The sequence below is a fragment of the Xanthomonas sp. NCPPB 1068 genome (genome assembly GCF_041479385.2).
Classification (GTDB): Bacteria; Pseudomonadota; Gammaproteobacteria; order Xanthomonadales; family Xanthomonadaceae; genus Xanthomonas; species Xanthomonas cannabis.
In genome coordinates this window covers 2,037,551-2,063,040 of the sequence record NZ_CM192986.1, presented here as the reverse complement: position 1 = coordinate 2,063,040, position 25,490 = coordinate 2,037,551, and the positions used below count along the sequence as shown (strand labels likewise).

The 25,490-nt window shown below is 64.6% G+C and carries 18 protein-coding genes, 1 tRNA gene and 1 pseudogene; 5 read left to right on the top strand and 15 right to left on the bottom strand.

What is annotated here, in order from left to right; translation table 11 throughout:
- Nucleotides 1-20: 20 nt before the first annotated feature.
- Nucleotides 21-1,013 carry a glycoside hydrolase family 5 protein gene (locus ACCQ12_RS08900; protein WP_372383409.1) on the bottom strand — a complete coding sequence of 331 codons (993 nt, stop codon included), beginning with the start codon at nt 1,011-1,013 and terminating at the stop codon, nt 21-23.
- 424 nt (nt 1,014-1,437) lie between these two features.
- Between ACCQ12_RS08900 and ACCQ12_RS08895 the strand changes: the two genes are divergently transcribed.
- Nucleotides 1,438-3,291 (top strand): putative bifunctional diguanylate cyclase/phosphodiesterase, encoded by a 1,854-nt coding sequence (locus ACCQ12_RS08895; RefSeq protein WP_372383408.1) that lies wholly within the window; start codon nt 1,438-1,440, stop codon nt 3,289-3,291.
- Between the two features lie 190 nt (nt 3,292-3,481).
- Here ACCQ12_RS08895 and ACCQ12_RS08890 read toward each other — a convergent pair whose 3' ends face one another.
- Complete coding sequence (locus ACCQ12_RS08890) at nt 3,482-5,044, bottom strand: sodium/sugar symporter (RefSeq protein WP_372383407.1); 1,563 nt, start codon at nt 5,042-5,044, stop codon at nt 3,482-3,484.
- 258 nt (nt 5,045-5,302) lie between these two features.
- Complete coding sequence (locus ACCQ12_RS08885; RefSeq protein ID WP_047696100.1) at nt 5,303-7,918, bottom strand: glycoside hydrolase family 3 protein; 2,616 nt, start codon at nt 7,916-7,918, stop codon at nt 5,303-5,305.
- A gap of 433 nt (nt 7,919-8,351) precedes the next feature.
- Here ACCQ12_RS08885 and ACCQ12_RS08880 point away from each other — a divergent pair, with 433 nt between their 5' ends.
- Nucleotides 8,352-10,307 (top strand): PhoX family protein, encoded by a 1,956-nt coding sequence (locus ACCQ12_RS08880; protein WP_372383406.1) that lies wholly within the window; start codon nt 8,352-8,354, stop codon nt 10,305-10,307.
- A 1,076-nt stretch (nt 10,308-11,383) separates the two neighbouring features.
- Here the strand turns inward: ACCQ12_RS08880 and ACCQ12_RS08875 are convergent.
- The 8 genes from ACCQ12_RS08875 to pcnB form a co-directional block, all read right to left on the bottom strand.
- Nucleotides 11,384-12,010, bottom strand: a complete 627-nt coding sequence (locus ACCQ12_RS08875; RefSeq protein ID WP_372383405.1) for an ATPase — start codon at nt 12,008-12,010, stop codon at nt 11,384-11,386.
- A gap of 3 nt (nt 12,011-12,013) precedes the next feature.
- Nucleotides 12,014-12,358 carry a type II toxin-antitoxin system prevent-host-death family antitoxin gene (locus ACCQ12_RS08870; RefSeq protein WP_047696105.1) on the bottom strand — a complete coding sequence of 115 codons (345 nt, stop codon included), beginning with the start codon at nt 12,356-12,358 and terminating at the stop codon, nt 12,014-12,016.
- Nucleotides 12,359-12,652: 294 nt separating this feature from the next.
- Complete coding sequence (pgi, locus tag ACCQ12_RS08865) at nt 12,653-14,167, bottom strand: glucose-6-phosphate isomerase (RefSeq protein WP_184442410.1); 1,515 nt, start codon at nt 14,165-14,167, stop codon at nt 12,653-12,655.
- The gene (panD, locus tag ACCQ12_RS08860) at nt 14,164-14,544 is read right to left on the bottom strand and encodes an aspartate 1-decarboxylase (RefSeq protein WP_003481969.1); all 381 of its coding nucleotides are present in this window, start codon (nt 14,542-14,544) and stop codon (nt 14,164-14,166) included. The genes pgi and panD overlap by 4 nt, the downstream gene beginning before the upstream one ends.
- Nucleotides 14,545-14,720: 176 nt before the next feature.
- Nucleotides 14,721-15,563 carry a pantoate--beta-alanine ligase gene (gene panC / locus ACCQ12_RS08855; RefSeq protein ID WP_166743050.1) on the bottom strand — a complete coding sequence of 281 codons (843 nt, stop codon included), beginning with the start codon at nt 15,561-15,563 and terminating at the stop codon, nt 14,721-14,723.
- On the bottom strand, nt 15,560-16,375 hold the full coding sequence (gene panB / locus ACCQ12_RS08850) for a 3-methyl-2-oxobutanoate hydroxymethyltransferase (protein WP_047696111.1): 816 nt from the start codon (nt 16,373-16,375) through the stop codon (nt 15,560-15,562). Before panB ends, panC begins: the two co-directional genes overlap by 4 nt.
- A 35-nt stretch (nt 16,376-16,410) precedes the next feature.
- A complete protein-coding gene (folK, locus tag ACCQ12_RS08845; RefSeq protein WP_372383404.1) occupies nt 16,411-16,896 on the bottom strand; it encodes a 2-amino-4-hydroxy-6-hydroxymethyldihydropteridine diphosphokinase in 486 nt (161 codons plus the stop codon).
- 3 nt (nt 16,897-16,899) lie between these two features.
- Complete coding sequence (gene pcnB / locus ACCQ12_RS08840; protein WP_166750507.1) at nt 16,900-18,267, bottom strand: polynucleotide adenylyltransferase PcnB; 1,368 nt, start codon at nt 18,265-18,267, stop codon at nt 16,900-16,902.
- Nucleotides 18,268-18,316: 49 nt separating this feature from the next.
- Between pcnB and ACCQ12_RS08835 the strand changes: the two genes are divergently transcribed.
- Nucleotides 18,317-18,391, top strand: a tRNA-Glu gene (locus ACCQ12_RS08835).
- Nucleotides 18,392-18,904: 513 nt separating this feature from the next.
- Here the strand turns inward: ACCQ12_RS08835 and folE2 are convergent.
- Together folE2 and ACCQ12_RS08825 are read right to left on the bottom strand one after the other, a co-directional pair.
- Nucleotides 18,905-19,810: a GTP cyclohydrolase FolE2 gene (gene folE2, locus ACCQ12_RS08830; RefSeq protein ID WP_372383583.1), complete on the bottom strand. Its 906-nt coding sequence runs from the start codon at nt 19,808-19,810 to the stop codon at nt 18,905-18,907.
- 37 nt (nt 19,811-19,847) lie between these two features.
- The gene (locus tag ACCQ12_RS08825) at nt 19,848-21,005 is read right to left on the bottom strand and encodes an N-acetylmuramoyl-L-alanine amidase (protein ID WP_372383403.1); all 1,158 of its coding nucleotides are present in this window, start codon (nt 21,003-21,005) and stop codon (nt 19,848-19,850) included.
- A gap of 225 nt (nt 21,006-21,230) precedes the next feature.
- Between ACCQ12_RS08825 and ACCQ12_RS08820 the strand changes: the two are divergent.
- Together ACCQ12_RS08820 and ACCQ12_RS08815 are read left to right on the top strand one after the other, a co-directional pair.
- Nucleotides 21,231-21,454: pseudogene (locus ACCQ12_RS08820) on the top strand (hypothetical protein).
- 219 nt (nt 21,455-21,673) lie between these two features.
- Nucleotides 21,674-22,144, top strand: coding sequence for a hypothetical protein (locus tag ACCQ12_RS08815; RefSeq protein WP_372383402.1), 471 nt, complete (start codon nt 21,674-21,676; stop codon nt 22,142-22,144).
- Here the strand turns inward: ACCQ12_RS08815 and ACCQ12_RS08810 are convergent.
- Both ACCQ12_RS08810 and ACCQ12_RS08805 read right to left on the bottom strand, forming a co-directional pair.
- On the bottom strand, nt 22,089-23,636 hold the full coding sequence (locus ACCQ12_RS08810; RefSeq protein ID WP_372383401.1) for an MASE1 domain-containing protein: 1,548 nt from the start codon (nt 23,634-23,636) through the stop codon (nt 22,089-22,091). The two genes, ACCQ12_RS08815 and ACCQ12_RS08810, sit on opposite strands and share 56 nt — an antisense overlap.
- A gap of 400 nt (nt 23,637-24,036) precedes the next feature.
- Entirely contained in the window at nt 24,037-25,464 is a 1,428-nt protein-coding gene (locus ACCQ12_RS08805; RefSeq protein ID WP_372383400.1) for a sugar porter family MFS transporter, read from the bottom strand.
- Nucleotides 25,465-25,490 lie beyond the last annotated feature (26 nt).

Genomic DNA, 25,490 nt, shown 5'->3' with positions numbered 1-25,490 from the left:
TGGTCAGCCCACCCACTAACTCAACGCTGCCGTGCAGCAAACACGCTGGCCCGGCGCGAGGTGGCACGGATGCCGTCGGAGCCTTCAATCAATGTGCGGCCCCAGCTGCTCAGACGCGTCGGGTCCCAGCCAAGCACGATATCCAGCGACTGGGTGCTGCTTTCGTTGCCCGACCACGACCAGCCCATGTAGCCCACGTTGTACTGGCGCGCGCGCCGCATGATGGCGGCCTCGTCCACCTGCGCGCCGCGATGGTCGGCACCGAATTCGCCCACCACCAGCGCCAGGCGGTTGCCCTGGAATGCACGCAGGTACGCATCCACCGTGGCATCGTTGCCGAACACTTCGTACATGTGCACGCTGAAGACCAGGTTGCGACGGCTGTCGAGCGCCAGTAACGCAGCCGCGTTGTCGCGCATGTAGAACTGCCAGTCCTGGCCCCAGTTGGGCGCGTCCACCATCAGCGCGTGGGTCAAGCCGGCGTTGCGCAAGGTGGCGATCGCACGGGCATGGCCGTTGACCCACTCGCTGGCACTGAGGCGGTTGCCGTACGGCTCGTTGCCGACATTGATGATGACGTAGTTCTCCTGCCCCACCAGTGCGCCGCGGATGCTGGTCCAGTAGGTGGCCGCGTCGGCCAGGGTGCCGGCGGCGCCGTCTTCGCCGTAACCGGTGGTGTCGTGCACTTCCAGCACGGCGATCAGGCCCAGGCTCTTGCAGCGCGCGATGATGCGCGCCACCTCTGCTTCGGGCGTGCGGTTCCAGCGATGCCCGCTGCTCAGCACCACGCGCACGCTGTTGGCGCCGGTGGCGGCAATCTGCGCCAGCGCCGCATCGGTACGGTCGGCAAACCAGGCATGTGGCAGGTTGATGCCGCGCAGGACCAGCGCGTTGCCGTTGCTCTCCCGCAGCTGCGTCCCGGATACGGATAAACCAGCATGTGCGGCGGACGCCAGCGCAAGGCCGGCCATCAGCAGCAGGGCGCGCTGCGCCAGACGAGTGAAGATCTTCATGGTCGCTCCAAGGTGGGTGCCGTGGACGCCTCGGCACGCAGTCGCATGCCCGGCCCACGTGCGCCCACCGTGCCCACCGTGGGCATGCGCAATCGGCGGCCAGATCACAGAACCGATAAAAACCGCAGATGCGGACCGAGCGCGCAGACCGCGACGCCGGCCGCTGGTAACGTTAACTTCCGTGCGTTCCCGGCAGTTGCCGGCGTCTTCTGCAAGGCGCATCCAGCCTTGCAGAATGACGCGCGCGCGGCCTGCCGCGCTGCGCACTACGGTGCTGCAGCGCGAAACCACCGGCAGCCTGCGGGCCGGCGCCGGGGCCATGCACGCGCCACGCCTTGCGCTGCAACACGCCACAGCGCTGCTGCCAGCTGAATAAGCCGGAGCGCGCACGTCAAGAGGTGGCGGCCTGGGCCGATAGAGGCACATGCAACCCTCGCCCGCCCCCAACTCCCTGCCGTCCTCCATGACCGACGAAGCCACCCGTCTGGCCGTCTTGCGCGGTCTTTGCCTGCTGGATTCGCCGCCGGACCCGGTATTCGAGACCATTGCCGCGATGGCCTCGCGCAGCCTGGGCGCGGAAATCGCGCTGGTGTCGCTGGTGGACGAACATCGCCAGTGGTTCAAGGCACGCGTCGGCCTGGACGCGTCGGAGACCCCGCGCGACCAGGCGTTCTGCGCCCATGCGATCCGCTCCGACGAGGTGATGGTGGTGCCGGATGCGCAGCTGGACCCGCGCTTTTGCGACAACCCGCTGGTGCTGGGCCCGCCGTATATCCGCTTCTACGCCGGCGCACCGCTGAAATTGCGCGAGGGCCACAGCATCGGCACGCTGTGCGTGATCGGCACCAGCCCGCGCGATGGCCTGGATGCAGAGGCATTGACCCGTCTGGAAGGTCTGCGCGACCTGGCCGTACTGCGGGTGGAAAACCTGCGCAGCACCACCTACCGCGATGGCGCCACTGGCCTGCCGAACCGTTCGCGTTTCAGCGAAGACCTGGACACCTGGCTGTCGCAGCGCGACACCGCACCGGCCACCACCGCGGTGGCCATCGATGTCTGCGGCAGCGATTATTTTCGCGACATGGTCAAGGCACTGGGCTGGGACTACGCCGATGGCTATGTCGCGCTGGCACAGCGTCGCCTGGCCGCCTACCTGCCCAGCGGCACCCTGCTGTACCGGCTGGACCCGACCACTTTCGGGTTCATGACACCCACCGAGAACCAGCGGCTGTCCAGCCTGTGCAACAAGGTCTCCAAGGCCTTTGCCGAACCGCTGGATCATCAGGGCATCCCGCATACCGCGGTGGCCTCGATCGGCGCGGTATCGCTGCAGACCAGCTACGGCGCCGCGGACACCATCCGCTCGCTCACCACCGCTGTGGACGTCTCGCGCGAGCGCGGACTGCCATGGAGCATGTACGAGCGCAAGCATGACGTGGCGCAACGCAACACCTTCCGCCTGCTTGCCGCCCTGCCCGCCGCACTGGACAGCGCCAGCCAGCTGCGCCTGCACTACCAGCCACGCGTGGACCTGCACGACCACCGCTGCGTGGCGGTGGAAGCGCTGCTGCGCTGGCAGCACCCGATGATCGGCCCGGTGTTGCCGTCCGACTTCGTGCCGATGGCCGAGAAGACCGCCCTGATCAACCGCATCACCGCCTGGGTCATCGACAACGGCATCGCCCAGGCCGCGCGCTGGCAGCAGCAGGGGCTGGATTTCAATCTCGCCCTGAACGTGTCGGCGGCCGACCTGGACCGCCGCGGGTTTGCCGGCCTGTTGCGGCGCGGCCTGGAACGCCACAAGCTGGACCCGCGTCGGCTGGAGATCGAATTCACCGAAAGCGCGATGATCCGCCACCCCGACCACCTGGCCGAGCAGCTGGCGGCGGTGGCCGCGTTGGGCGTGCACATCGCCATCGACGACTTCGGCACCGGCTACAGCAATTTCAGCTATCTCAAGCAGTTGCCGGCCAGCTCGTTGAAGATCGATCAGTCGTTCATCCGCTCGCTGCCAGACAACCGCACCGACCGCACGCTGGTGCCGGCAATGATCCAGCTCGGCCACAGCCTGGGCCAGCGCGTGGTGGCAGAAGGCATTGAGTCGGCCGAGGCCTACGCGCAGCTGCGCGCCTGGGGCTGCGACGAAGGCCAGGGCTACTGGATCGCCAAGCCGATGCCGGCCGCCGCACTGGAAACCTGGCTGCAGACCCCGTGGCACGAACCGCTCGCGGCACCGGTGGATCTGCTCGCAGCCAGCCTGGCTGCGGCGCGGGTCTGAGGCACGGCCATCGACAATGACGATGTCGTTGGTGGGAATCGGGAATCGGGAATCGGTGGGAGCTGAGGCGACCGCCCGCTTCACTGCAACGCTGAAACGCAATGCGGCGCGACACCGGGTGCCGCGCCGCAGTGCGTATATGGAGTGAGCGGCTGACGCACGCGGCGTCAGCCACTTTTGTAACTGCCGCTTACCAGAACACCGCGTACAGCACGACCAGGATCGCGATCACGCCGGCGGCGCCGACCTTGAAGCCCAGCGTGGTGCCATAGGCCACGTCGTCGGTGCGGATCAGATCGCGTGCCTGGGTCGGGGCGGTCATCAACGACACCAGGACCGCCAGCACCAGCGCGGCCAGGAACACCACGCCGATGCGGTCCATGAACGGCAGTTCCGGCCAGGCGAACTTGAGCGCGAACGACAACACCACTGAGCCGATCGCCGCGGTCAGCGCGCCGGCTTCGTTGGCGCGCTTCCAGAACAGGCCGAGCATGAAGATCACCACCACGCCCGGCGTAAAGAAGCCGGTGAATTCCTGGATAAACTGGAAGCCCTGATCGAAGTTGCCCAGCAACGGCCGCGCGGTGAGGATGCCGATCAGCACCGACACCGCCGCCACGATGCGGCCCACGCGCACCAGCTGCTTCTGCTCGGTGTGGGGGCGGAACTTGGCGTAGAAATCCAGGGTAAAGATCGTCGCCACCGAATTGATCTTCGACGCCAGCGAGGCCACGATCGCCGCCACCAGCGCCGCAAACACCAACCCCAAAATACCGGTCGGCAACAACTGCATCATGGTCGGATAGGCCTGGTCGGGCTTGGCCAGGTCCGGCGCCAGCACCACCGCGGCAATGCCCGGCACCACGATCACCAACGGCATCAGCAGTTTCAGGAACGCCGCAAACACCATGCCCTTCTGCGCCTCGCCGATGTTCTTGGCCGCCAGTGCGCGCTGGATGATGTACTGGTTGAAGCCCCAGTAGCTGATGTTCATGATCCACAGCCCGCCCAGCAGCACGCTCAGGCCGGGCAGATCCTTGTAGAACGGGTTGTCCTTGGTCAGGATCATGTGGAAGTGCTCGGGGTGCGCGCTCCACAGGTGCTTGAAGCCGGCCAGCACGCCGGCGCCATCGCCGATCCGCGCCAGGGTCAGCCCGGCCACCAGCAGGCCGCCCAGCACCAGCAGCGTGACCTGCACGATGTCGGTCAGCGCGACAGCTTTAAGACCGCCGTACAGCTGATAGACCAGCGCGAACACGCCGATCAGCGCCAGCGCCAGGGTCTGGTCCATGCCGGTGACCTGGCTCACTGCAATCGACCCGAGCCACAGGATCGAGGTGAGATTGACGAACACGTACAACAGCAGCCAGAACACCGCCATCAACGTACGGATCCACTTGCCGTAACGCTGCTCCAGGAACTGCGGCATGGTGTAGATGCCGTTGCGCAGGAAGATCGGCAGGAAGAACTTGCCCACGATCAGCAGCGTCAGCGCTGCCATCCATTCGTAGGAGGCAATCGCAAGACCAATGGCATAGCCCGAACCGGCCATACCGATGATCTGCTCGGCCGAAATGTTCGCGGCAATCAGCGATGCGCCGATCGCCCACCACGGCAACGATTTGCTGGCCAGGAAGTAATCCTCGGCGCTCTTGCTGTGGCCTGCCTTCTCGCGCGAGACCCACTGCGCAAGTACGAAGATGCCGGTCAGGTAGACCAGCACAATCACGATATCCAACGTCGCCAAACCCACTGCACTCTCCTGTCTGGCTCTGGGGTATGCGCCGACGGTCGGGCAGGACTGCAGAAAGCCACCGCCGCGCACCAGGTGCACGATGGCAGCGCGGCGAACCGCAGCTGCAGGCCATCCCGGCCGATCGACAACACCGCCCCCGCGGCGGCTGATGACACCACCGCGATCGGTGGCCGCTGTAATGCGTTGCCGATGGCGGCAACGCGCTTGTTTGCTTGCGTCACGTCATGCCCGGCGGCCTGCCGCCAGGCATGCGCATTACTTAACCGGGCAGTCCACCGTGGCTTCGGCTTCGTTGAGCGCGCCCAACGCCACCCTGGACACCGACAGGTTCAGTGCCGCAGCGCTTTCGATGCTGGCCACCTGGGTCAGCTTGGTCACGTCGGCACCGGCCACGGCGAAGCACTTGAGCGGAACCCCCACCACCTTCCACTGACCCTGCGGCAGTGCGGCCAGGGTCTTCTGTGCATCGACCCGGCCACCGCACTTGTCGCCGCAGCCCACGCCCAGCCACACCGGCGCGGTCACGGCGCTGTCGCGGCGCACGGTCAGCTGCAGCTGCACGTCGCCGTTGCTCTCACGCGACACATCCACCGGCTTGCCGGACACCAGCAGCACGCTGGCGGCCTTGTCGCCGGACCACACCAGGCGGCGTGCATCTTCCTGCGCCTTGTGATCGACCGCGCTCATCTTCAGGCTGCCGTCGGACAGGCCCACCGGCAAGGTGGTCGCCGGCATGTTGGCCTGGCCCGCATTGGACAGCTGCATGGCAATCCCCAGTGCCGGCTTGCCGCGCACGAAGTACACCCCGCCCACCGACTGCTCGCCGGACACGCCCGATTCTTCCGGCAGCGCCGCCAGGTCACCCTTGTCGGCGTAGGTCAGGCCGAAGCCGAACTTGAACTGCGGGTCGTAGTCCTTCTGGCCGACGTTGTTGGCGAACTGCATCGCGTTCTTGGGCCAGGAGAAGCTCAGCTTGCCCTTGAAGTCGTTCTGCACGCTGCCATCTGCCTTGCGCAGCAGCACATCGGCAATGCCTTCGCCTTCCGAACCCGGCAACCACGCAGCCACGAACGCGTCGGAGGCGTTGATGTACTGGTTCATCCACAGCGGACGGCCGCTCAGGAACACCGCCACCACCGGGATGCCTTCGGCCTTGAGCTTCTTGATCAGCGCCAGCTCGCTCTCGTCGCCCGGCTTGTACAGCAGGGTGGCGATATCGCCCTGGAACTCGGCGTACGGGTTTTCACCGAACACCACCACCGCCACGTCGGGCTTGGTCTTGTAGGCGCCGTCCACGGCCAGCTCGGCGCTGCCGCCGGCCGCCTTGATCTGCTTGTCCAGGCCTTCCCAGATGGTGTTGCCGTTGGGGTAGTCGCTGCGCTTGGTGCCGGTGCCCTGCCAGTTCAGCGTCCAGCCACCGGACTGCTTGCCCATGTCGTTGGCACCATCGCCCAGGACCAGCACGCGCTTTTTGGGATCCAGCGGCAGGATGCCGGCCTGGTTCTTCAGCAGTACCAACGATTCGCGCACCGCCTGGCGGGCGATGGCGCGGTGTTCCGGTGCGCCCAGCAATTCGTACTTGCCACCGAGCGGACGCTTGGACGGCTTGCCGGCCTCGAACAGGCCCAGACGCAGCTTGACGCGCAGGATGCGGCGCACCGCATCGTCCAGGCGCTCGGCCGAGATCTGGCCGGACTTCACTGCTGCCAGTTCGGTTTCGTAGATACCCTTCCAGCTATCTGCGGCCATCGCCATGTCGACGCCGGCAATGAACGAGGCCGGGCAGTTGTCGTTGGTGCAGCCCTTGACCTGGCCCTGGCCGTTCCAGTCGCCGACCACGAAGCCGCCGAAGTTCATGCGGCCCTTCAGCACGTCGGTCAGCATGACCTTGTTGCCGTGCATCTTCTCGCCGTTGAAGCTGTTGAACGAGGCCATCACCGTCTGCGCACCGGCCGCGATCGCCGGCGGGTAACCGGCGGCGTGGATGTCGCGCATGGTGGCTTCGGACACCTTGGTGTCGCCCTGGTCCTTGCCGTCGGTGGTGCCGCCGTCGCCAACGAAATGCTTCACCGAGGAAATCACGTGGCTGCCGTCCAGGAACTGCGGCGTACCCGGGGTGCCCTGCACGCCTTCGACCATCTTGCCGGCGAAGCTGGCCACCACATCCGGCGACTCGGAATAGCCTTCGTAGCTGCGGCCCCAACGGTCGTCCTGCGGCACTGCCACGGTGGGCGCGAAGGTCCACTCCATGCCGGTGACGCGGGTTTCGGCAGCGGTGACCTCGCCGATCTTCTTGATCAGGTCGGGGTTGCGCGTGGCCCCTAAGCCAATGTTGTGCGGAAACAGCGTGGCGCCGACGATGTTGCTCTGGCCGTGCACCGCATCGATGCCGAAGATGATCGGAATCGCATTGCCGCCCTTGGAGGTGTCCATCGACGCTTCATAGAACGCGTCGGCCAGCTTCAGCCATTCCGCCGGGCTGGCGTTGTACTTGCCGCCCGGGTCGGAATTGCCGCCGGCCAGCACCGAGCCGATACGGTACTTGCGCACGTCGTCCGGGGTCAGGCTGGCGATGTCGCCCTGGACGGTCTGGGCGACCTTTTCTTCCACGCTCATCTTGGCCATCACGTCGGTGATGCGCTGCTCCAGCGCCGCGTCCTGCGCGAATGGCCACTTCGGCGAGGGCCACTGGTCCGGATGGATGGTGGTCGAAGACTCCGCAGGCGCGGTGGCCGGGGCGGTCTTGCTCGCCTCGGCAGCGGTGGTGTCCTTGCCTTGGCAGGCGGCCAGCATCAGCACCGCCGCAGCGGTTGCCAGAGAGAGGGCACGCCGCGCGACGGGCGCGGCGGTACGACGAAGCAGCTTGTCCAAGATCCGGGTCTCCAGGGTGGTTCTCCCACGGCGATGCGTTGCGCCGCAGGCCATTAGGCGGCGTACGCTTGCGTGATTCCCCTACCCTGTCAACAACGCGCTCCCATATGCCAAATGACGGTCAACTTATTGACCGGGGCTATAGCGTTGGAATACCGGCAGCACCTGTGAAACCACGGAAAACTGCCGAATCCGCTGCCGCGCTTGGCATTCCGCGCAGCTGCACTTTGCTGCAATGCACCACCCGCAGGTCCTGGCAGTGCGCAGCCGCCGCCTATGCTGGCCTGCTGCAGCGATCGCTTGTGCGGGCGCGTCCGAACGCACGCCAACGGGTGAGCTCGCCGTCAAACAACTGTCATACCGCCGGCCTAGCGTGACCGGCTTGCCGATGTGCCATCGCCATCGTTGATCGTTGCCTTTGCCTGGAGTTTCGATGTCCGCCTCCCCCGATCCCTCCCGCCGTCGCATCATGCAATTGCTGGCGGCCGTTCCCCTGTTGCCGCTCGGCAATGTCAGCGCCGCCGCGTTCCAGCAACTTGGCAGCGCCGCACTGGCCGCGCGCCCGTTACGACCATCGGAAACCCCGACCCGGCTGGTCTCGGCCACCTTCCACGGCATGCCCGCGCCCAGCCTGGCCAACCCGGCGGCGATGGCCACCACCACGGTCGGCTCGGCACTCACCGTGGCGCGCAGCGACGGCAGCACCCAGCGCTACGCATTGGCATATCACCCGTTCTTCGTCACCGGCGATCAGGTGCCCGATGGCAAGGGCGGCACCGTGCTGGCCGGCGGTTACTACGACATCCAGCACCGCCCCATCATCGACCGCTCCAAGCCCGGTGCCGAGCGGCCGTTCTTCTCTGATTGCCCGGACGGCTCCTCGCTGCTGACCCTGCCCGATGCCAAGGTGCCCGGCGTCAAGGGCAACCACGTGTTTGCGGTGGTGCAGTTCGAATACACCACCCGCGACCAGGCCGGCAACGACACCAACCGCCACCTGCCAGCACCGATCGCCGTACTGACGCTGGACCAGGACCCGGCCACCGGCAAGCTGTCGCTGGTGAAGTACCACAACGTCGACACCGCGCCGGTGCACGGGCTGTGGACCACCTGCGGCGCCAGCCTGTCGCCGTGGAACACCCATCTGTCCAGCGAAGAGTACGAGCCCGACGCCACCGCGCTGGCCGGCAATACCCAGTTCCGCAGCTACAGCACGCATCTGTATGGCGACCCGGAAAAGGCCAATCCGTATCACTACGGCCATCTACCCGAAATCACCGTGCACCCGGACGGAACGGGGAGCGTGCGCAAGCACTATTGCCTGGGCCGCATCTCGCACGAGCTGGTGCAGGTGATGCCCGACCAGCGCACCGTGCTGATGGGCGACGACGCCACCAACGGCGGTCTTTTCATGTTCATTGCCGATCGTAAGGCCGACCTGTCGGCCGGCACCTTGTACGTCGGCAAGTGGCAGCAGACCTCGGGCATCGGCCCGGGCGCGGCCACGCTGCGCTGGATCAAGCTGGGCCACGCCACCAGTGCCGAGGTCCAGGCCATGGCCGACCGCCTCACCGCTGCCGACATCCTCGACGTGCATCTGAGCGACCCGGGCGATGCATCGTTCACCAAGATCCCGTTCAACGGCACCTTCAACTGGATCCGCATCAAACCAGGCATGGAAAAGGCCGCCACCTATCTGGAAACCCATCGCTATGCCGCGCTGGCCGGCGGCAGCCTGGGCTTCACCAAGCTCGAAGGCACCACGGTCAATGCCAAGGACAAGGTCGCCTACATGGCCATGTCCTACATCGTCACCAGCATGCGCAACGGCTCGGGCGACGTGAAGGTGGAAGGCCCGGATGCTGGCGCGGTGTACGCCTTGAACCTGCGCGGCGGCCAACGCGACAGTCACGGCGCACCGATCCACAGCGACTGGGTGCCGATCGACATGGCCGCCCCGGCCGCGCTCACCGGCCACGATCTGGCCACGCCCGACGCGCTCGGCAATCTTGCCGACCCCGAGCGCCTGGCCAACCCGGACAACCTCAAGTTCTCCGAATCGCTGCGCACCTTGTTCATCGGCGAAGACAGCAGCCTGCACGTCAACAATTTCCTGTGGGCCTACAACGTGGACAGCGGCGCGCTGACGCGGGTGCTGTCGGTGCCGGCGGGCGCGGAATCGACCGGTCTGCACGCGGTTGACGAGATCCACGGTTGGACCTACGTGATGAGCAATTTCCAGCATCCCGGCGATTGGGAAAGCCCGCTGCACGACACCGTCAAGCCGGTGCTGGACCCGCTGATCCGCGCCAACTACAAAAATCGCTTCGGCGCCGCGGTGGGCTATCTCACCGGCGACCCGGTGGCCGTGCAGCTGGGCAAGGCGTGAGCGCAGGGTGTCGTCGCTCGCAGCGCAGGCAACGTGCTGCGGGCGGCATCTTCGTTCGTCGGTCACATCGACTGCGCGACAGTCGCTTGCATGAGGGCGCGCTGATGTATGGCCATCGCGCAGCGTGGAGTGCGCGGTGCCCTCACCAGACGGTTGGCTGGTAGCTCTATTGAAGAACGAAATCAACGCACCAGACATTTGCTGGTGACTTCATTGAAGAACGGAATCAGCGCAGCAGACAGTTTGCCGGCTGTTTTATTGAAAGCTGTGCGCACCGACCAACTTGACTGGTCCTTGCCCGCTCACCGTCGCGGGACCTTGAGCGGCATGGATGCCGCGCCAGAGCCTCCAGGGACGGATTCACGGCGTGTCCCGCGATGGTGAGCGGGCAAGGACCCTGCAGCAAACGCGCAGCCTCGGTCGAGGGCGCGGCGCCCTCACCGCTCGCGGGACACGCCGTTAACCCGTCCATGGGGGCTCGGTGGCGGCATCCATGCCGCCAACGGTCCCGCAATCGGTAAGGACACCGCACCAGACCGTTGGCTGGTGGCTTCTTGAAGAACGAATCAGCGCACCGGACAGTTTGCCGACTATTTGATTGAGAGCTCTGTGCACCGACCAACTTGAATGGTCCTTGCCCGCTCACCGTCGCGGGACCTTGAGCGGCATGGATGCCGCGCCAGAGCCTCCAGGGACGGATTCACGGCGTGTCCCGCGATGGTGGGCGGGCAAGGGCCCTGCAGCAAAGGCGCAGATGATCCGCTCTCCGCCTGATCTGCCAGGATTGAGCAATCAGGTAGCGAGGCCTGCATCGTGCGTATCGCGAGCGCTTGACGATCTTCAAGTCCGGCCGAGGGCGCGGTGCCCTCACCGCTCACGGGACACACCGTGTACCCGTCCATGAAGTGCCTCCCGGAAGTTGGACACCGCACAGACAATTGGCTGGCCGTTCTGGTTAAAGCGATGCACACCCGGTCTGCGATAGGTCGGCATGACGTCGTTTTACTAGCCGATCTTGTTTCCAATGCGGTGCGAATCAGGCAGGCGACTCACGCAGGCCAGACCGGATGTGCAGTTCAAGACACGCGGCGCGTCTCCAATGCCGCCATCACGATGGGCTTGGCCCAATCGGGCACCTGCGCCAATTCTGCAGATGTTTGCGGGTAGTGCAGGCCGCCGCGGTCCAGTTCCAGCACCAGCATCGGCGCCGCCTGACCCGCCGCGTCGGCCGGCGCGCTGTTGTCGTAGACATGCAGCACCGCCAGATGCGGCAGCAATGCGATCAGGTTGGCACGCGATGTGTCGTAACGCTCGCGAATCTTGTGCTCGGGAATGGCATGGCCGCCGGCAGCGACCCGTGCCGCCACGCGCTGGACGTGCAGGTCCACCGTTGCCAACCCGCAGAACCAGACCGCCACCGTGTGTTGCGCACAGGCCTCGCGCAGCAGGCGCGGAATGGTGGTGGCACCCAACGTTGTTTCGAACGCGAAATCGCTGCCGTCGGCCATCGCCTGGCGCAGCCGTCGCACACCTTCCTGCCAAGCTTGGGCATTGGCCTCTTCCAGTGTCCAGCCCTGCTCCACCAGTTGCCGGGTGAAGGCATCCGGGTTGAACCAGCTGGCGCCATCTTCCTGCAGCAAGGTGCCCAGCAATGAACTTTTGCCGGCGCCGTTGACGCCAGCCAGTACCAGGATATCTCCCATCGATCAGAGCGACGGGCCCAAGGCGATCTTGCGGCCGCGGCGTGCGGGCTTGGCGATCACCTGGGCCAGCACCGCGCCATCGGTGACCGCGGCAAGATGCGCGTCGAATTTGGCCTGCAAGGCCTGCAGCGACTGCGCGCGCGTGGCCGCATCGGCAAGCGCGCTGGCCTGCCGCACAAGATGCCGGTATTCCTCGGCATCCACCACCACCGCTTCGGGGTGGTTGTGATTGGTGATGACCACCGCGCCGTGGGTGCGCACCTTGCGCATCAGGCTGGGCCAACCCTTGATCTTGATGTCGGCCGCTGGCGCTTTTTCAAGCTCGGGCAAGTCCTGATGACGGGACATGGGGCGGTCCTGCGATGTGGGTGACGTCAGCCTACGCCAAAACGTCCATTTTGGGAAATTTGTCCATTTTAGACACGGTAAAAAAAGGTGCCGAACCAAGTACGGCTGATTGATATGCAGCAGACAGTTGTCAGATGGACGCCGACGGCCCTCGGAGCCAGACGCACGAGTGGTCCATGCCGCGCCAAGCGTCGGCCTCGCCCGCCTGGGGTGAGCGCACTCGTTTCGTTGGGCTGCTCCAAACGGAAACGGGGCCCGCAGGCCCCGTTCCTTGTCACGCACGCTGCGCCAGGCTCAGCCGCGCAGCTTGCCCAGCAGCTCGCGCGTCACCGGGTCGGCCACCTCGGCCGCCTCGCCTTTCAGCGCCGGCAGCAACTGGCTCGCCAGCTGCTTGCCCAGCTCCACGCCGAACTGGTCGAACGCGTTGATGCCCCACATCACCGACTGCACGTACACGCTGTGCTCGTACATCGAGATCAGCGCGCCCAGCGCCTGCGGGGTGAGCGCGTCGAGCAGGATCACCGTGCTCGGGCGGCCGCCCGGGTAGCTGCGGTGTGGGTCGCTGCTGTCCTGGCCATTGGCCAGCGCCTCGGTCTGCGCCAGCACGTTGGCCATCAGTGCGACATGGTTTTCCGCATACGGGTCGTCGTTGTGCACGGTGCCGATGAAATCGGCCGGCACCACGCTGGTGCCCTGGTGCAGCGCCTGGAAGAAGCTGTGCTGCACATCGGTGCCCGCACCGCCCCACCACACCGCCACGGTGTCGCTATCCACCGCCGAGCCGTCGAGTTTGACCCGCTTGCCCAGGCTCTCCATCACCAGCTGCTGCAGATACGCCGGCAGCAGTGCCAGGCGCTGGTCGTAGGTCATGACTGCGTGCGTGGCGCTACCGAGCAGGTTGCGGTTCCACACCGCAGTCAGCCCGTGCAGCACCGCGACGTTTTCTTCCAGCGGCGTGTTGAGCACGTGCGCATCGAACTGCGCGGCACCTTCCAGCAATTGTTCGAAACGCTCAAAGCCAATCGCCAGTGCAATCGGGAAACCGACCGCCGACCACAGCGAATAACGCCCGCCCACCCAATCCCACATCGGCAGCACGCGGCCGGGTGCGATATCGAAGGCCTTGGCGGCGCGCTCGGGGTTGGCGCTCACCGCATACAGGCGCTCGCTGCCACCGAGCCAGGCATGCAGGATGCCGCCGTTGAGCAGGGTTTCCTGAGTGCCGAAGGTCTTGGAAATCAGGATGCCGGCGGTGCGTGCCGGGTCCAGCGTCGCCAAGGTGCGCTGCATCGCCGCGCCGTCGACGTTGGACACGAAATGCACGCGGAAACGCGCACCGGTGACCGGGCGCAGTGCATCGGCCACCAGGCGCGGGCCCAGGTCGGAACCACCGATGCCGACGCTGACGATGTCGGTGACCTCGGTGGCTTCCAGCTGCTGGATCAGCTCGCCCATGCGCTGGCGCACTTGCGCAGCGGTGGCATACGCCTCGGAGGCAACCGGCGCGTCGGTCAAATCACCGCGCAACGCGGTATGCAATGCGGCGCGCTGTTCGGTGACATTGACCTGCTCGCCACGGAACAGGCGCTGGAACGCACCGGCCAGATCGCGCTCGCGCGCGATGGCGAACAACGCGTCGAGCGCGGCGCGGTCGTACTTCTGGCGCGCGAAATTGAAATACAACGGACCGACTTGCCTGGCGTACTGCGTCGGCCGTTCCGGCTCGGCGTCAAGCAATGCGGGGATGGCAGCGCCGCGCAGGCGCTGGGCGTGGGCGTGGAGCGCGTCGAATCCGTTGGTCTGTGTCATGCGGCCTGGGTGGGGATGCTGTGGTTGGTGTGGGAGATCGCGTTGTGCGCGTTCACGTATACCAGATTGGGCTTGAAGGTCTTGGCTTCGTCTTCGCTCATGCTGGCGAACGCCGCCACGATGATCAGATCGCCCACCTGCACGTGACGCGCAGCGCCACCGTTGAGCGACATGATGCCGCTGCCGTCTTCGGCGCGGATGGCATAGGTGCTGAAACGCGCACCGTTGGTGACGTCCCAGATATGCACCTGTTCGAACTCGCGGATGCCGGTCGCTTCCAGCAGCAGGCCGTCGATGGCGATCGAGCCTTCGTAGTTGAGCTCGGAGTGGGTGACGGTGGCGCGGTGGATCTTGGCTTTGAGCAGGGACAGGTGCATGGACGCAGGCAACAACGAAAGGAAAGCCGGCATTTTAGCGGAAAGCGTCAGCGCCCACCGGTTTGCCGCACGCCCGGTCGTGAGGGCTTCAGGCCGGCCGCGACGCCAGCGCCCGCATGCGGGTCGCGCATGCCCGGCGCCGGCGTCGATCCGGCTGTTCGGCGCGATGCGGCGGCTCAGAATTCCAGATTGTCGATCAGACGCGTCGTGCCCAGCCGCGCGGCGACCAGCGCCACGCGGGCACCGGCATGGCTCTCGCCCGGCTCGTTCAGGTCGGGCAACCGCACCACCGCGTAGTCGACACGGAACCCCGCCTGCTCCAGCGCCTGACTCGCTGCCTGTTCGACCTGCGCACGCGGCGTGCCTGCCGCGTAGCTGTCGCGCATCTGCAGCAGCACCTTGCGGATCTGCGCCGCGATCGGGCGATCGTCCGCCGACAGATACTGGTTGCGCGAACTCATCGCCAGGCCGTCGGCCTCGCGCACGATGCTGCCACCCAGAATCTCGATCGGAAACGCCAGGTCGGCCGCCATCTGCCGGATCACCGCCAGCTGCTGGTAATCCTTCTTGCCGAAGGCCGCCACGTCTGGCTGCACCTGATTGAACAGCCGCGCCACCACCGTGCAGACCCCATCGAAATGCCCCGGACGGCACACGCCTTCCAGCACGTCGCTGACGCCGGGCGCATGGACCGGCGTCGCCAGCGCGGTGCCGAGTGGATACATGGTCTCCACGTCCGGCAGCCACAACGCGTCGCACCCGGCATCTTCCAGGCCGCGCAGGTCGGCCTCGGGTGTGCGCGGGTAGCGCGCGAAGTCTTCGTTGGGGCCAAACTGGGTCGGGTTGACGAACACGCTGGACACCACGCGGTCGGCGTACTGCCGCGCCAGCATCACCAGCGAGTAATGCCCGGCATGCAGGTTGCCCATGGTGGGCACCAACGCCACGCGCAGGCCTTCGCGCTTCCAGCCGGTGACCAGGGCGCGCAACGCGGAAAGATCGGTCAGGGTCTGGATCATGCGGCGTACGCGTGCTCTGCATCGGGGAAGCTGCCATCGCGCACGGCCTGCGCGTAGGCGCGCACTGCGCCGGCAACCGAGCCGCCTTCAGCCAGGAAATCCTTGACGAACTTCGGCCGGCGGTGGCCGCTGTCCAGGCCCAGCATGTCGTGCATCACCAGCACCTGGCCGTCGCAGCCGGGGCCCGCGCCAATGCCGATGGTGGGCACGCTGAGTTCGGCACTGATCTGTGCGGCGATCGGCGTGGGCACGCACTCCAGCACCACCAGGCTGGCGCCGGCCTCGACCACCGCCTGTGCATCGCGGCGCAGCTGCTCGCCGGCTTCGCCGCGGCCCTGCACCTTGTAGCCACCGAACCGCAGCACCGACTGCGGGGTCAGCCCCAGGTGCGAACACACCGGGATTTCGCGCTCGACCAGGTAACGGATGACCTCGAGCTTGTGCCCGGCGCCTTCGATCTTGACCATTTCCGCACCGGCCTGCAGCAGCTGCGTGGCGGCATCGAGCGCGCGTGCCGGCGTGGCATCGGCCTGGAACGACAGGTCGGCCACCAGCAAGGCCTGCTGCAGCGCCCGCGCCACCGAGGCGGTGTGGTAGACCATGTCGGCGGTGGTCACCGGCAAGGTGGAATCGTGCCCCTGTACCACCATGCCCAGCGAGTCGCCGACCAGGATCAGGTCCACGCCGTTGGCATCGAAGGTGCGCGCAAAGCCGGCGTCGTAGGCGGTCAACATGACCAGTTTTCGACCCGCCCGCTTGGCCTCGGCCAGGGCGGGCACGGTCCAGGGCTTGCTGTCGCTATGGCTGCTCATGAACTCATTACGTGGGGTGATAAGCCGGCCATTATCTACCCAATCGGCTCCAGCCCGCAGCGATCGATGGCTTGCAGGGCGTGCCGCACTGTTCCATGGCCTGGAATGATGGCGTCCGGCGCCAGCTCGGCCAGCGGCAGCAACGCAAAGCCGCGCACGTGCAAATGCGGGTGCGGCACCTGCAGGCGTGGCAGGTTGATCACCTGATCGGCATACAGCAGCAGGTCCAGATCCAGCGTGCGCGGCCCCCAGCGCTCGCCGGCCCGACGCTCACGGCCGAAGGCCTGTTCGATGCCGAGCAAGGCCTCCAGCAGCGGCAGTGGCGCAAGATCGGTGCGCAGCCGCGCGACGGCGTTGATGAAGTCCGGCTGGTCTTCGCGGCCCCAGGCGGGCGTGCGGTACAGACGCGAGGCGGCCACCAGGGTGGTCTGCGGCAGCGCGTCCAGCGCGGCAATGGCCGCGCGCACGCTGGCCTCGGCCGGGCCCAGGTTGGCACCCAGGCCGACAAAGGCGTTCTGCATGGCTTATTCGCCTGCCGGGGCGCCGGGGCGGCGGCGACGGCGACGACGCTTGCGTGGCGCGCCCTCTTCGCCCTCGTGGTCGGACTGCGCCGATTCGATCGCATCCACCAGCTCCTGGCCGGAGGACTTCTGCGCCTCGCGCCAGAACTCGACGTCGGCAGCATGATCGGGCGATGCAAATTGACGCAGCACCAGGAAATCGAAGGCCGCGCGGAAGCGCGGATGCGACAGGGTGCGGAACACGCGCTTGCGCTGACGCGAGGAGAAGCGCGTCTGCAACAACCAGATTTCCTGCATCGGCAGCGAGAACCGGCGCGGCAATGCCACGCGCTCCAACTGATGCAAGGTGACGCGGTCGGCGGCACGGCGCTGCGCATCTTCCGGTTGCACGCCCTGCGCCTGCAGCCCCATCAAGGTGCGGCAGAACGCCGGCCACAGCAACAGCGCGAACAGGAATGCCGGCGACACCGGCTCGTCGTTGGCAACGCGCGCGTCGGTATTGCGCAGGCCTTCCAGCACCATGGCGCGCAACGCGCCGCTGCGGTTGGACTTCAATGCCGCCGCGCTTTCCGGAAACAGCGCGCCGAGCAGGCCGTAACGCTCCAGGCCCTGGAAACTGGCCACGCCATGGCCGGACAGGAACAGCTTGAGGATCTCTTCGAACAGGCGCGCCGGCGCTGCCTCGGACAACAGACCGGCCAGGCGCGGGATCGGCTCGGCAGTGCTGGCTTCGATCTCGAAGTTGAGCTTGGCCGCCAGCCGTACCGCGCGCAGCATGCGCACCGGGTCTTCCTGGTAGCGCAGCTCCGGGTCGCCGATCAACTTCATCAGCCGTGCCTGCACATCCTCGAAACCGCCGCAGTAATCACGCACCGAAAAATCCTCGATCGCGTAGTACAGGGCGTTGCAGGTGAAGTCGCGGCGGATCGCGTCGTCTTCAATGGTGCCGTAGACGTTGTCGCGCACCAGGCGGCCGTTATCCAGCTCGCGGTCGCCGCTGCCGTCGTCGACGTTGGCGCGGAAGGTGGCAACCTCGATGATCTCGCGGCCAAACACCACATGCGCCAGCCGAAAACGGCGGCCGATCAGGCGACAGTTGCGAAACAGCGCCTTGACCTCTTCCGGCGTGGCGCTGGTGGCGACGTCGAAATCCTTCGGGTGGCCGCCGACCAGCAGGTCGCGGACCGCGCCGCCGACCAGATAGGCGCCAAAGCCCGATTCGCGCAGGCGGTACAACACGCGCAGCGCGTTGGGGCTGATGTCCTTGCGCGAAATGGTGTGCTGATCGCGTGGGATGACGCGCAGCGTGAACGGGGATGTAACTGAGGGTTCGATGATGGCGCTTCCGTCTTGTGTTGCAGGATTGCCCAACGGCTATTACCTCACTATACTAGCGCGCTGCACAAGACGCGACAAAAACGCTCCCTTCGTCTAATGGTTAGGACGTGGCCCTCTCAAGGCTAAAACAGGGGTTCGAGTCCCCTAGGGAGCACCACGTTGGTCCTGCTGCAGATCACGCCAAGACCCCGCATTGCGGGGTTTTTGCGTTGTGATGCAGGCAGTCTGCATGGGGTGTGGGCTGCGCCGCTGTGCGGCAGGCAGCGACGGCGTTCGCGCGCATGCCTGGATCCGGACGATATAGACCCGGGGAACCACGTGGTCGAGGTTGGTTGCCGCCCCGCGCTGCCGGATTGCTCGCGTTGAACGTGAGCCTCATGCGGCCGTGCTGGTCTAGATGAGATACGGCCACAACCACCATCGCAATGTGGTTCAAGCGCATGCGCGCTTCACAGGCCTCGCACTGCAGATGCCAGACGCCACATCGGTCACCGTCGCGTCGCTCACATCAGCCACAACAACACAAAACACACAGACGGGTCGAACAGCAACGCGTCACGCATGCCGCGTTCGTCGCGCCTTGCCGGGGCGGTCGCGACATGTGATTTGCGCACCGTTAGCGCCCGGCGCCTCGGCAATTTGCAGTACATGGTCTCAGTTCACACGGCAGCTAGAGAAGTGAGTCGTCGTCGCTGCCGGTTTCGGCGACGGCGTCGTGGGCATGCAGGCTTTCCAGATGGCGCACTGCCACATGAAAGGTCGCATAGTGCTCTGCCAGCGCCTTGCGCAGGCGTCGCGCTGCGTCTTCGACATACATCAGGTTTGCGCCATTCAAGCGCGCAAATTCCTGCTCGTCGGTCCGCCGCACCGCGGCCTGCACCGGCGTTGCCAGCGCCCGCTCGCAGAGATCGAGCAGCTCACGGATCGCAAAGCGCTGCGTCTCCGCGCCCAGCTCAACGCGCACCTGCGCCACGCTGCGTTGGCTATGCGGGGTGGCGTAGGAACCGTGCTCCTGCAGCCATTGCGCAACCTCCTGCAGCGGCAGCGCGTCGCGCCCGGCGTGCTGTTGCACGAACGCATCGCTCAACAACTGCCGCGACAACGCCGCCGAACATGGGCAGGTGGACGCGTACAGCACATCGACCTGTAGCTGGATTGTGGTGTGCCCTGCCCTGAAGTGCGCGACGATGTGCACCGGATAGGCACGCCAGCCGGTCAGCCCTTCGCTGCGCAGGGCCGGCATGCGCAGCAGCATTTCAAAGCGCAGCGTCAGCCGCGCCGCGCGGCTTCCGCAATCGGCATGACTGGCGACCAGCGCCTGCAGCAGCTGCGACAGCATGGCCGGCGACACCGGCTGCTGCAGATGCAGGTCCAGCAGGCGATACAGCCGCGACATATGGATGCCCTTGAGCTCGGGCCGCGGCAGATCGACCTGCACGCTGGCGCGCGCGGCAAGCCCGGCGCCGCCAGCTTGCAGATGCACGGGGATGGCGATGTCCTGCATGCCCACCCAGCGCAAGGGCGCACTCAGGGCGGAGAGTTCGGTAACGGCAACATCGGGAAGCGTGGCGGACATCGGGTGCTCGTCGAAGGGTAAAGGTGGCAATCGCGGCTCAGGTGCGACCGGGAAAGGCAGCGAAGTAGTCGTCGATGCCCGCATGCAGCGTCTGCGCCAGTTCGTCCTGATGCGTATCGCCACACAGGCGCCGGCAATCGTCGCGATTGCTCATGAAGCCGGTTTCCACCAGCAACGAGGGAATATCCGGCGATTTCAGCACCGCAAAGCCGGCCTGCCCGACCTGGTTTTGGTGCAGGTGCGTCACCTGCTGCAGGCGCGCCAGCATCAACGTGCCAAATGCAAGGCTGCTGGCGATGGTGCCGCTCAGCGACAGGTCGGCCAGTACCTGCGACAGCACCGGGTTGCTCGGCACCCGCAGCCGGCGCGCGGTGTCGCCCATGTCGTCGGCAGCGTTCTCGCTATCGGCGATCCAGCGCGCCAGTGCCGAACTGGCACCGGTCTGCGAGAGCGCAAACACCGAGGCGCCACGCGCTTCGCGTGTTGGCGCGGCATCGGCATGGATGGAGACGAACAGATCCGCGCTGTGCCGATGCGCAATCAAGACGCGCTCATGCAACGGCACGAAGCGGTCGTCGCTGCGGATCATGGTGGGCCGGTAGCGTGCATCGGCAGACAGGCGCTGGTGCAGCCGTCCGGCCACCGCCATGGCGACATGTTTTTCGTAACGCGCATCGGCACTGACCGCACCCGGATCCTTGCCGCCGTGGCCGGCATCGATGGCGATGATGTAGGGATGCAGGCGCGAGCGGGCCGGGCCTACGGGCGCTGTCGCTGCAACATCGCCGCTGACTGTCAGGGCCGCGCCACCGGGCATGGCGGCAAGCTCCAGCACCAACGCACTGCCATCCCGGCGCACGTTGACCGTACAGGGATGCCGCAGATCCAGCACGACGCGCAGACCATCGAGATGCGGCGCGCTGCGTATGCGGGTCACCGCAACGCCGGCGGGCATCGGATCGATGCGAGGCGACTGCGGCGACACGCCAGAAAGATCGATGACCACACGCTCAGGATCGGACAACCTGAAACTACGGTAGGCCACCTGCGCGCCCAGCTCCAGCCGCACGCGAAGCAACTCGCCCTGCTGTTGCACGCGGCACCCCCGCAAGGCCGGGAGCCCCTGCGCAGCCCCGAACGTCGGCGCAAGCATCAAGGCAGCAGCTCCACCCCGTAATAGGTGCCGACGCTGCATCACGCCCTGCGCTCACAACTCAGGCAATCGACCCGCCACAGCAAACGGCAGCGCAGAGCGCAGTGCGATTCCGGACGGCAGCTAAAACATAGAAGAAGGCAGGACACGGGAGGCAAGACTGCGCGGCAAAGATGAGGTGTTATAAAGTAACATTAATCCGCCAAAGGCAAGCTTGTCACTATCGTCCTGCGCCTTCGCGTTCATCTCCTCGTCCAGAAGCCGCCCATGTCCCACCATATCCCCGAGACCTACGACGCCTGGCGTCGCTGCATTCAGATCGACTGCGCCCAGGCCCTGACAGCAACCTTCATGCCTAGCGTCTCACCGTGTTCTAAGACCCTGCCGATCACCACACCCAGCAATTTCTGCGTCGTTGGGGGCCTGCGCATCACCAGCAGGTGATGGGGTGGTTCGGGCGTGCTAACAGCGAGCTGATACCGAGCCGCTGAGTTGGGACCATCGCTACGCAACGCATCATGCTCAAATAGATAGGTCCGACGACCGTTAAATCCGTCTGAGCGGCTCTGCTAATCAATGGCATCCCTTACTAGCTAGTATTAATCCAAGATTTTCTGCGACAAACAATCAACAAAACTTCTTCGCCAGGACGTAACGTACAAGGGCCTGAATCGCAGGCGGAGTTGCCCCGCGCAGGGGGAAGGCAAATCATGAAGAACGTAAACAAATGGCTTACGGGTTTTTGCTTAACCGCCGGAATTTTTGCTTCAGGTGCGGCGATGGCTCAATGCTGTCCAAGTGGCGGCATTGGCGCACACGCGATGACCGGCCTCGGCGATAGCAACCCCAAGGCCACGAACCTCGCCATTGACCCATCGCTCGCTATATACGAGCTACATCGTGATGGAGTGACTTATCTGCAGATCAACGATGTAACCGGCGTAGTTCGTGCAGTAGTTGCCAGAGTAGACAACGCCATCTGGACCCTGCCAATGGGCAAGGATGTAGAGCGCGTCGTATTGCCCTCAGCAAATAGGATTTCTGCAAGCATGCACTCAAATGACGCGGCGACACTTGATGCAATTCAGCACGATCAAGCACGACTTGTTTATAAAACAAAGAACTTCACGGTACTGACTCGGCGTGGAGCAACTGGGGAACAGTGGATAGTCTCCCCCTGACCTCCACAGCATCGGACTCAGCAACAAGAAATGTGAGAACTAACGCATGGCGGCGGCGAAGCGCACCGCCATGCGCTTTCAGGCGTGCTACTAGTTCGGCTTCGATATCGTCTGATTCGCGCCCAACCAGCTTAGTCGGCGAAGAATCCGCTATAACGCGCACCGCAACCCCTCTAGCACCTCTGCCTGTCCAGGCCCGTGCCTGGATGAAATGCCGGCTAGCCGACGGCAGAATCTCGACACAGTTCAGCACACTGCGATAAGCGCTCAACTGCAGTTCTAACGAAAGATTTTTACAACTTCCACGGAATACAAATTCAAACTGGGATTGACAGAAGCGCTCAAGCGCAGGCGAACGTAATGCTTGATAGAGACCATGTGTTTCGATCTCTAGTGGATACAAAGCAGCCACATACTGCTGTAGCAACTGCGACTCAAGCACGCCAACCCGCGTAATTTCCATTGCAACCGCATGCTGCCCCTTCGCCCTAAGGTCTGTTACAACATCTTTGCGCATTCTGTTAATTTGCACATTGATGTCAGAATATTCAAGCACACGATTACGCAATAGGCGTTCCGCGCTGGAATAGCTTGCACGAGCAAATACAAAAGGGTCATACTTTGCGCCATTTGAAGCGCCACTGCGGGCAAAATCACGTAGGCGAGCATTGAAAACAAAAAGAGCAGTCGTTATGACCGCATAAAGCAGTTGGATATTATAAACATTCTGATCAAAGAGTCCGACCTGATAAACCCTTGGGAGAGAGAACTCTAGCCCAAAGCTTGCCAATAACGCTCCCAATGCAGTGCCCCTCCACCCCTGCCTGACAGTCAGCACAATCATTGGCACAAGCATTGCGGCCATTAAAAAATTTCGAATCGATCGATCGCTTGAGATACCCACACTGAAGAAAAGGCCAAGGATGGCAACGACAGCAACGGCAAAATCTCGCGAAAGACCGGAATGCACTGGGCCGTCGTTCCAATTGACCCACAACATCGTCGGAAGCAACAAGACCAATGTTCCAAGGTAGCCACCGGAGCAATAACGCAGCAGCAGATCAATCACAGGATAAATCGGTGGTCCGCCGAGCACCCCATTCAGCGCCATGCTACATGCTGCGTTCCAAAATCCTAGTGCGAGTGCTGCGAGAACAAGCAAATGCTGACTCTTGACGATATGTGGAACGTGGTGGCGAAGCAGTAATACGCCACCTGCAACCAAGGGCCCATGCAAAAATGGACTCAGGTACGACCATAGCGGGCTGAACCCTTGCAGCTGACCAAGCGGAATACGCAAGGCCAACATTGCCGCAGCGTCACCCAAGAGCAGAAACGGCCATTCGCGGTAAGGTCGAAAAAGTAAGGTGACGACTCGCAGGCCTACTGGCAGATACCACTGATCAATGGACAAGCGCCAGAGGATCAGAAACGCCAAGCAGTAGCACACGCTGATCAGCATGCCTCTGACAAGGTCTTTAGCTACCGCCATACCACCACTCCTTGGTTCCACGATGCGTCCTAGTCTGGAGGGAACTGCTCAACGGAGTATAGCGATGGCGCACACATTGCGATAAAGGCGTGTACGTTCTTGCGCGTAGCGTGTGCGTTTAACGACGCGCATTGCACTTTGCTGGTGCATTAGCCCCATACATGGATGCGCGCTGAGCTCGGTAGCAAGCGATAGCAGCGCTATCCGACGATTCATTGGAGAGGAACACAAGCGCGCAATGCTGATGACGCGAACCAGGCCTTGCTGCCTGGTTCGGCTTGCTGATGCGGCTTATGCAAGCGTGCATAGCGTTTGGCCATAAGAAATCATCCCAAGAAAAAAGGCCGCGCAGTGCGCGGCCTTCTTCGTTTTCCATGCCGATATCGGCATACAGAGGCGATCAGCCCTCCATTTGTTCCAGTTCCTTGCCCTTGGTCTCGTAGACATACTTGAGGACGAAGAACACCGAAATGAAGGCGGCGACGGTGTAGATGCCGTAGGCGCCGGCCAAGCCAATGCTGCCGAGCAGGATCGGGAAGCTGACGGTGATGGCGAAGTTGGAGGTCCACTGCGCGGCACCGGCGATCGCCAGGCCCGAGCCGCGGATCTGGTTGGGGAACATCTCGCCCAGCATCACCCACATCACCGGACCCCACGAGGCGTTGAAGAACACCACGTAGACGTTGGCGGCCACCAGCGCGAGCATGCCCATGGCATCGGACATGGCCAGCTTGCCATTGGCGTCCAGCGAAGCGGTGGCGAACGCGTAGGTCACCAGCGCCAGCGACACGGCCATGCCGGCCGAACCGATCCACAGCAGCGGCTTGCGGCCGATCTTGTCGACCAACATCACCGTGACCAGGCAGGCGCCGATGCTGAGGCCGCCGGAGAGCACGTTGATCAGCAGCGCGTCCTGCTCGGAGAAGCCCACCGCCTGCCACAACACCGCGCCGTAGTAGAACACCACGTTGATGCCGACCAACTGCTGGAACACCGCCAGGCCAATACCGATCCAGACGATCGGGCGGATCTTGCCGGTGGTCTTGTTGATCAGGTCGGAGAACTTGGGCTTGTGCTGGTCGGCCGACATCGAGGCGGAAATCTCGCTCAGCTTGGTCTGCGCGGCGGCATTGCCGTACAGGCGCTTGAGCACTACCAGCGCCTGCTCACGGCGGCCCTTGACCACCAGGAAGCGCGGGCTTTCGGGGATGACCAGCAGCAGCAACAGGAACAGGATCGAGGGGACCGCCTGCATCCAGAACATCCAGCGCCAGGCGGCCTGCCCGGCCCACAACGGCTCGGTGGAGGCACCGGCGGCGTTGGCCAGCAGGTAATTGCTCAGAAAAGCGCAGAACAGCCCGCTGATGATGGCGATCTGCTGCATCGTCGCCAGCCGGCCGCGATAACGGGCCGAGGCAACCTCGGCGATATACGCCGGTGAAATGACACTCGCCGCGCCGACGGCAAAGCCGCCCATCACGCGCGCAAAGATGAAGAAGCCGGAGCTGTGCGAGGCGCCGGCGCCGATGGCCGAGAGCAGGAACAGCGCCGCAGAAATGATCAGGACCGCGCGGCGGCCCCAGCGGTCGGCCAGGCGGCCTGCAAAGAAGGCGCCGATGGCGCAACCCAGCAGCATCGAGGCGACTTCGAAACCGGTCTCGGCGGCACTGGAATTGAAGGTCTGCTTCAGGCCATCGACAGTGCCGTTGATCACGCCGCTATCGAAACCGAACAAGAATCCGCCGATCGTGGCTACGCAACTGATCAGGACGATAAAACGGGTGTTCTCACCGGCATCGGGGGCGCCGTTTATGGAGACACTGGACATGGGTTCACCTGGAAGCATGCAAAGGA

What these genes read in the sequence shown, in the direction of transcription:
- ACCQ12_RS08900 (WP_372383409.1), bottom strand. Translation starts at nt 1,013, where the DNA reads ATGAAGATCTTCACTCGTCTGGCGCAGCGCGCCCTGCTGCTGATGGCC.
- ACCQ12_RS08895 (WP_372383408.1), top strand. Translation starts at nt 1,438, where the DNA reads ATGCAACCCTCGCCCGCCCCCAACTCCCTGCCGTCCTCCATGACCGAC.
- ACCQ12_RS08880 (WP_372383406.1), top strand. Translation starts at nt 8,352, where the DNA reads ATGTCCGCCTCCCCCGATCCCTCCCGCCGTCGCATCATGCAATTGCTG.
- ACCQ12_RS08875 (WP_372383405.1), bottom strand. Translation starts at nt 12,010, where the DNA reads ATGGGAGATATCCTGGTACTGGCTGGCGTCAACGGCGCCGGCAAAAGT.
- ACCQ12_RS08870 (WP_047696105.1), bottom strand. Translation starts at nt 12,358, where the DNA reads ATGTCCCGTCATCAGGACTTGCCCGAGCTTGAAAAAGCGCCAGCGGCC.
- pgi (WP_184442410.1), bottom strand. Translation starts at nt 14,167, where the DNA reads ATGACACAGACCAACGGATTCGACGCGCTCCACGCCCACGCCCAGCGC.
- panD (WP_003481969.1), bottom strand. Translation starts at nt 14,544, where the DNA reads ATGCACCTGTCCCTGCTCAAAGCCAAGATCCACCGCGCCACCGTCACC.
- panC (WP_166743050.1), bottom strand. Translation starts at nt 15,563, where the DNA reads ATGATCCAGACCCTGACCGATCTTTCCGCGTTGCGCGCCCTGGTCACC.
- panB (WP_047696111.1), bottom strand. Translation starts at nt 16,375, where the DNA reads ATGAGCAGCCATAGCGACAGCAAGCCCTGGACCGTGCCCGCCCTGGCC.
- folK (WP_372383404.1), bottom strand. Translation starts at nt 16,896, where the DNA reads ATGCAGAACGCCTTTGTCGGCCTGGGTGCCAACCTGGGCCCGGCCGAG.
- folE2 (WP_372383583.1), bottom strand. Translation starts at nt 19,810, where the DNA reads ATGTCCGCCACGCTTCCCGATGTTGCCGTTACCGAACTCTCCGCCCTG.
- ACCQ12_RS08825 (WP_372383403.1), bottom strand. Translation starts at nt 21,005, where the DNA reads ATGCAGCGTCGGCACCTATTACGGGGTGGAGCTGCTGCCTTGATGCTT.
- ACCQ12_RS08815 (WP_372383402.1), top strand. Translation starts at nt 21,674, where the DNA reads ATGAAGAACGTAAACAAATGGCTTACGGGTTTTTGCTTAACCGCCGGA.
- ACCQ12_RS08810 (WP_372383401.1), bottom strand. Translation starts at nt 23,636, where the DNA reads ATGGCGGTAGCTAAAGACCTTGTCAGAGGCATGCTGATCAGCGTGTGC.
- ACCQ12_RS08805 (WP_372383400.1), bottom strand. Translation starts at nt 25,464, where the DNA reads ATGTCCAGTGTCTCCATAAACGGCGCCCCCGATGCCGGTGAGAACACC.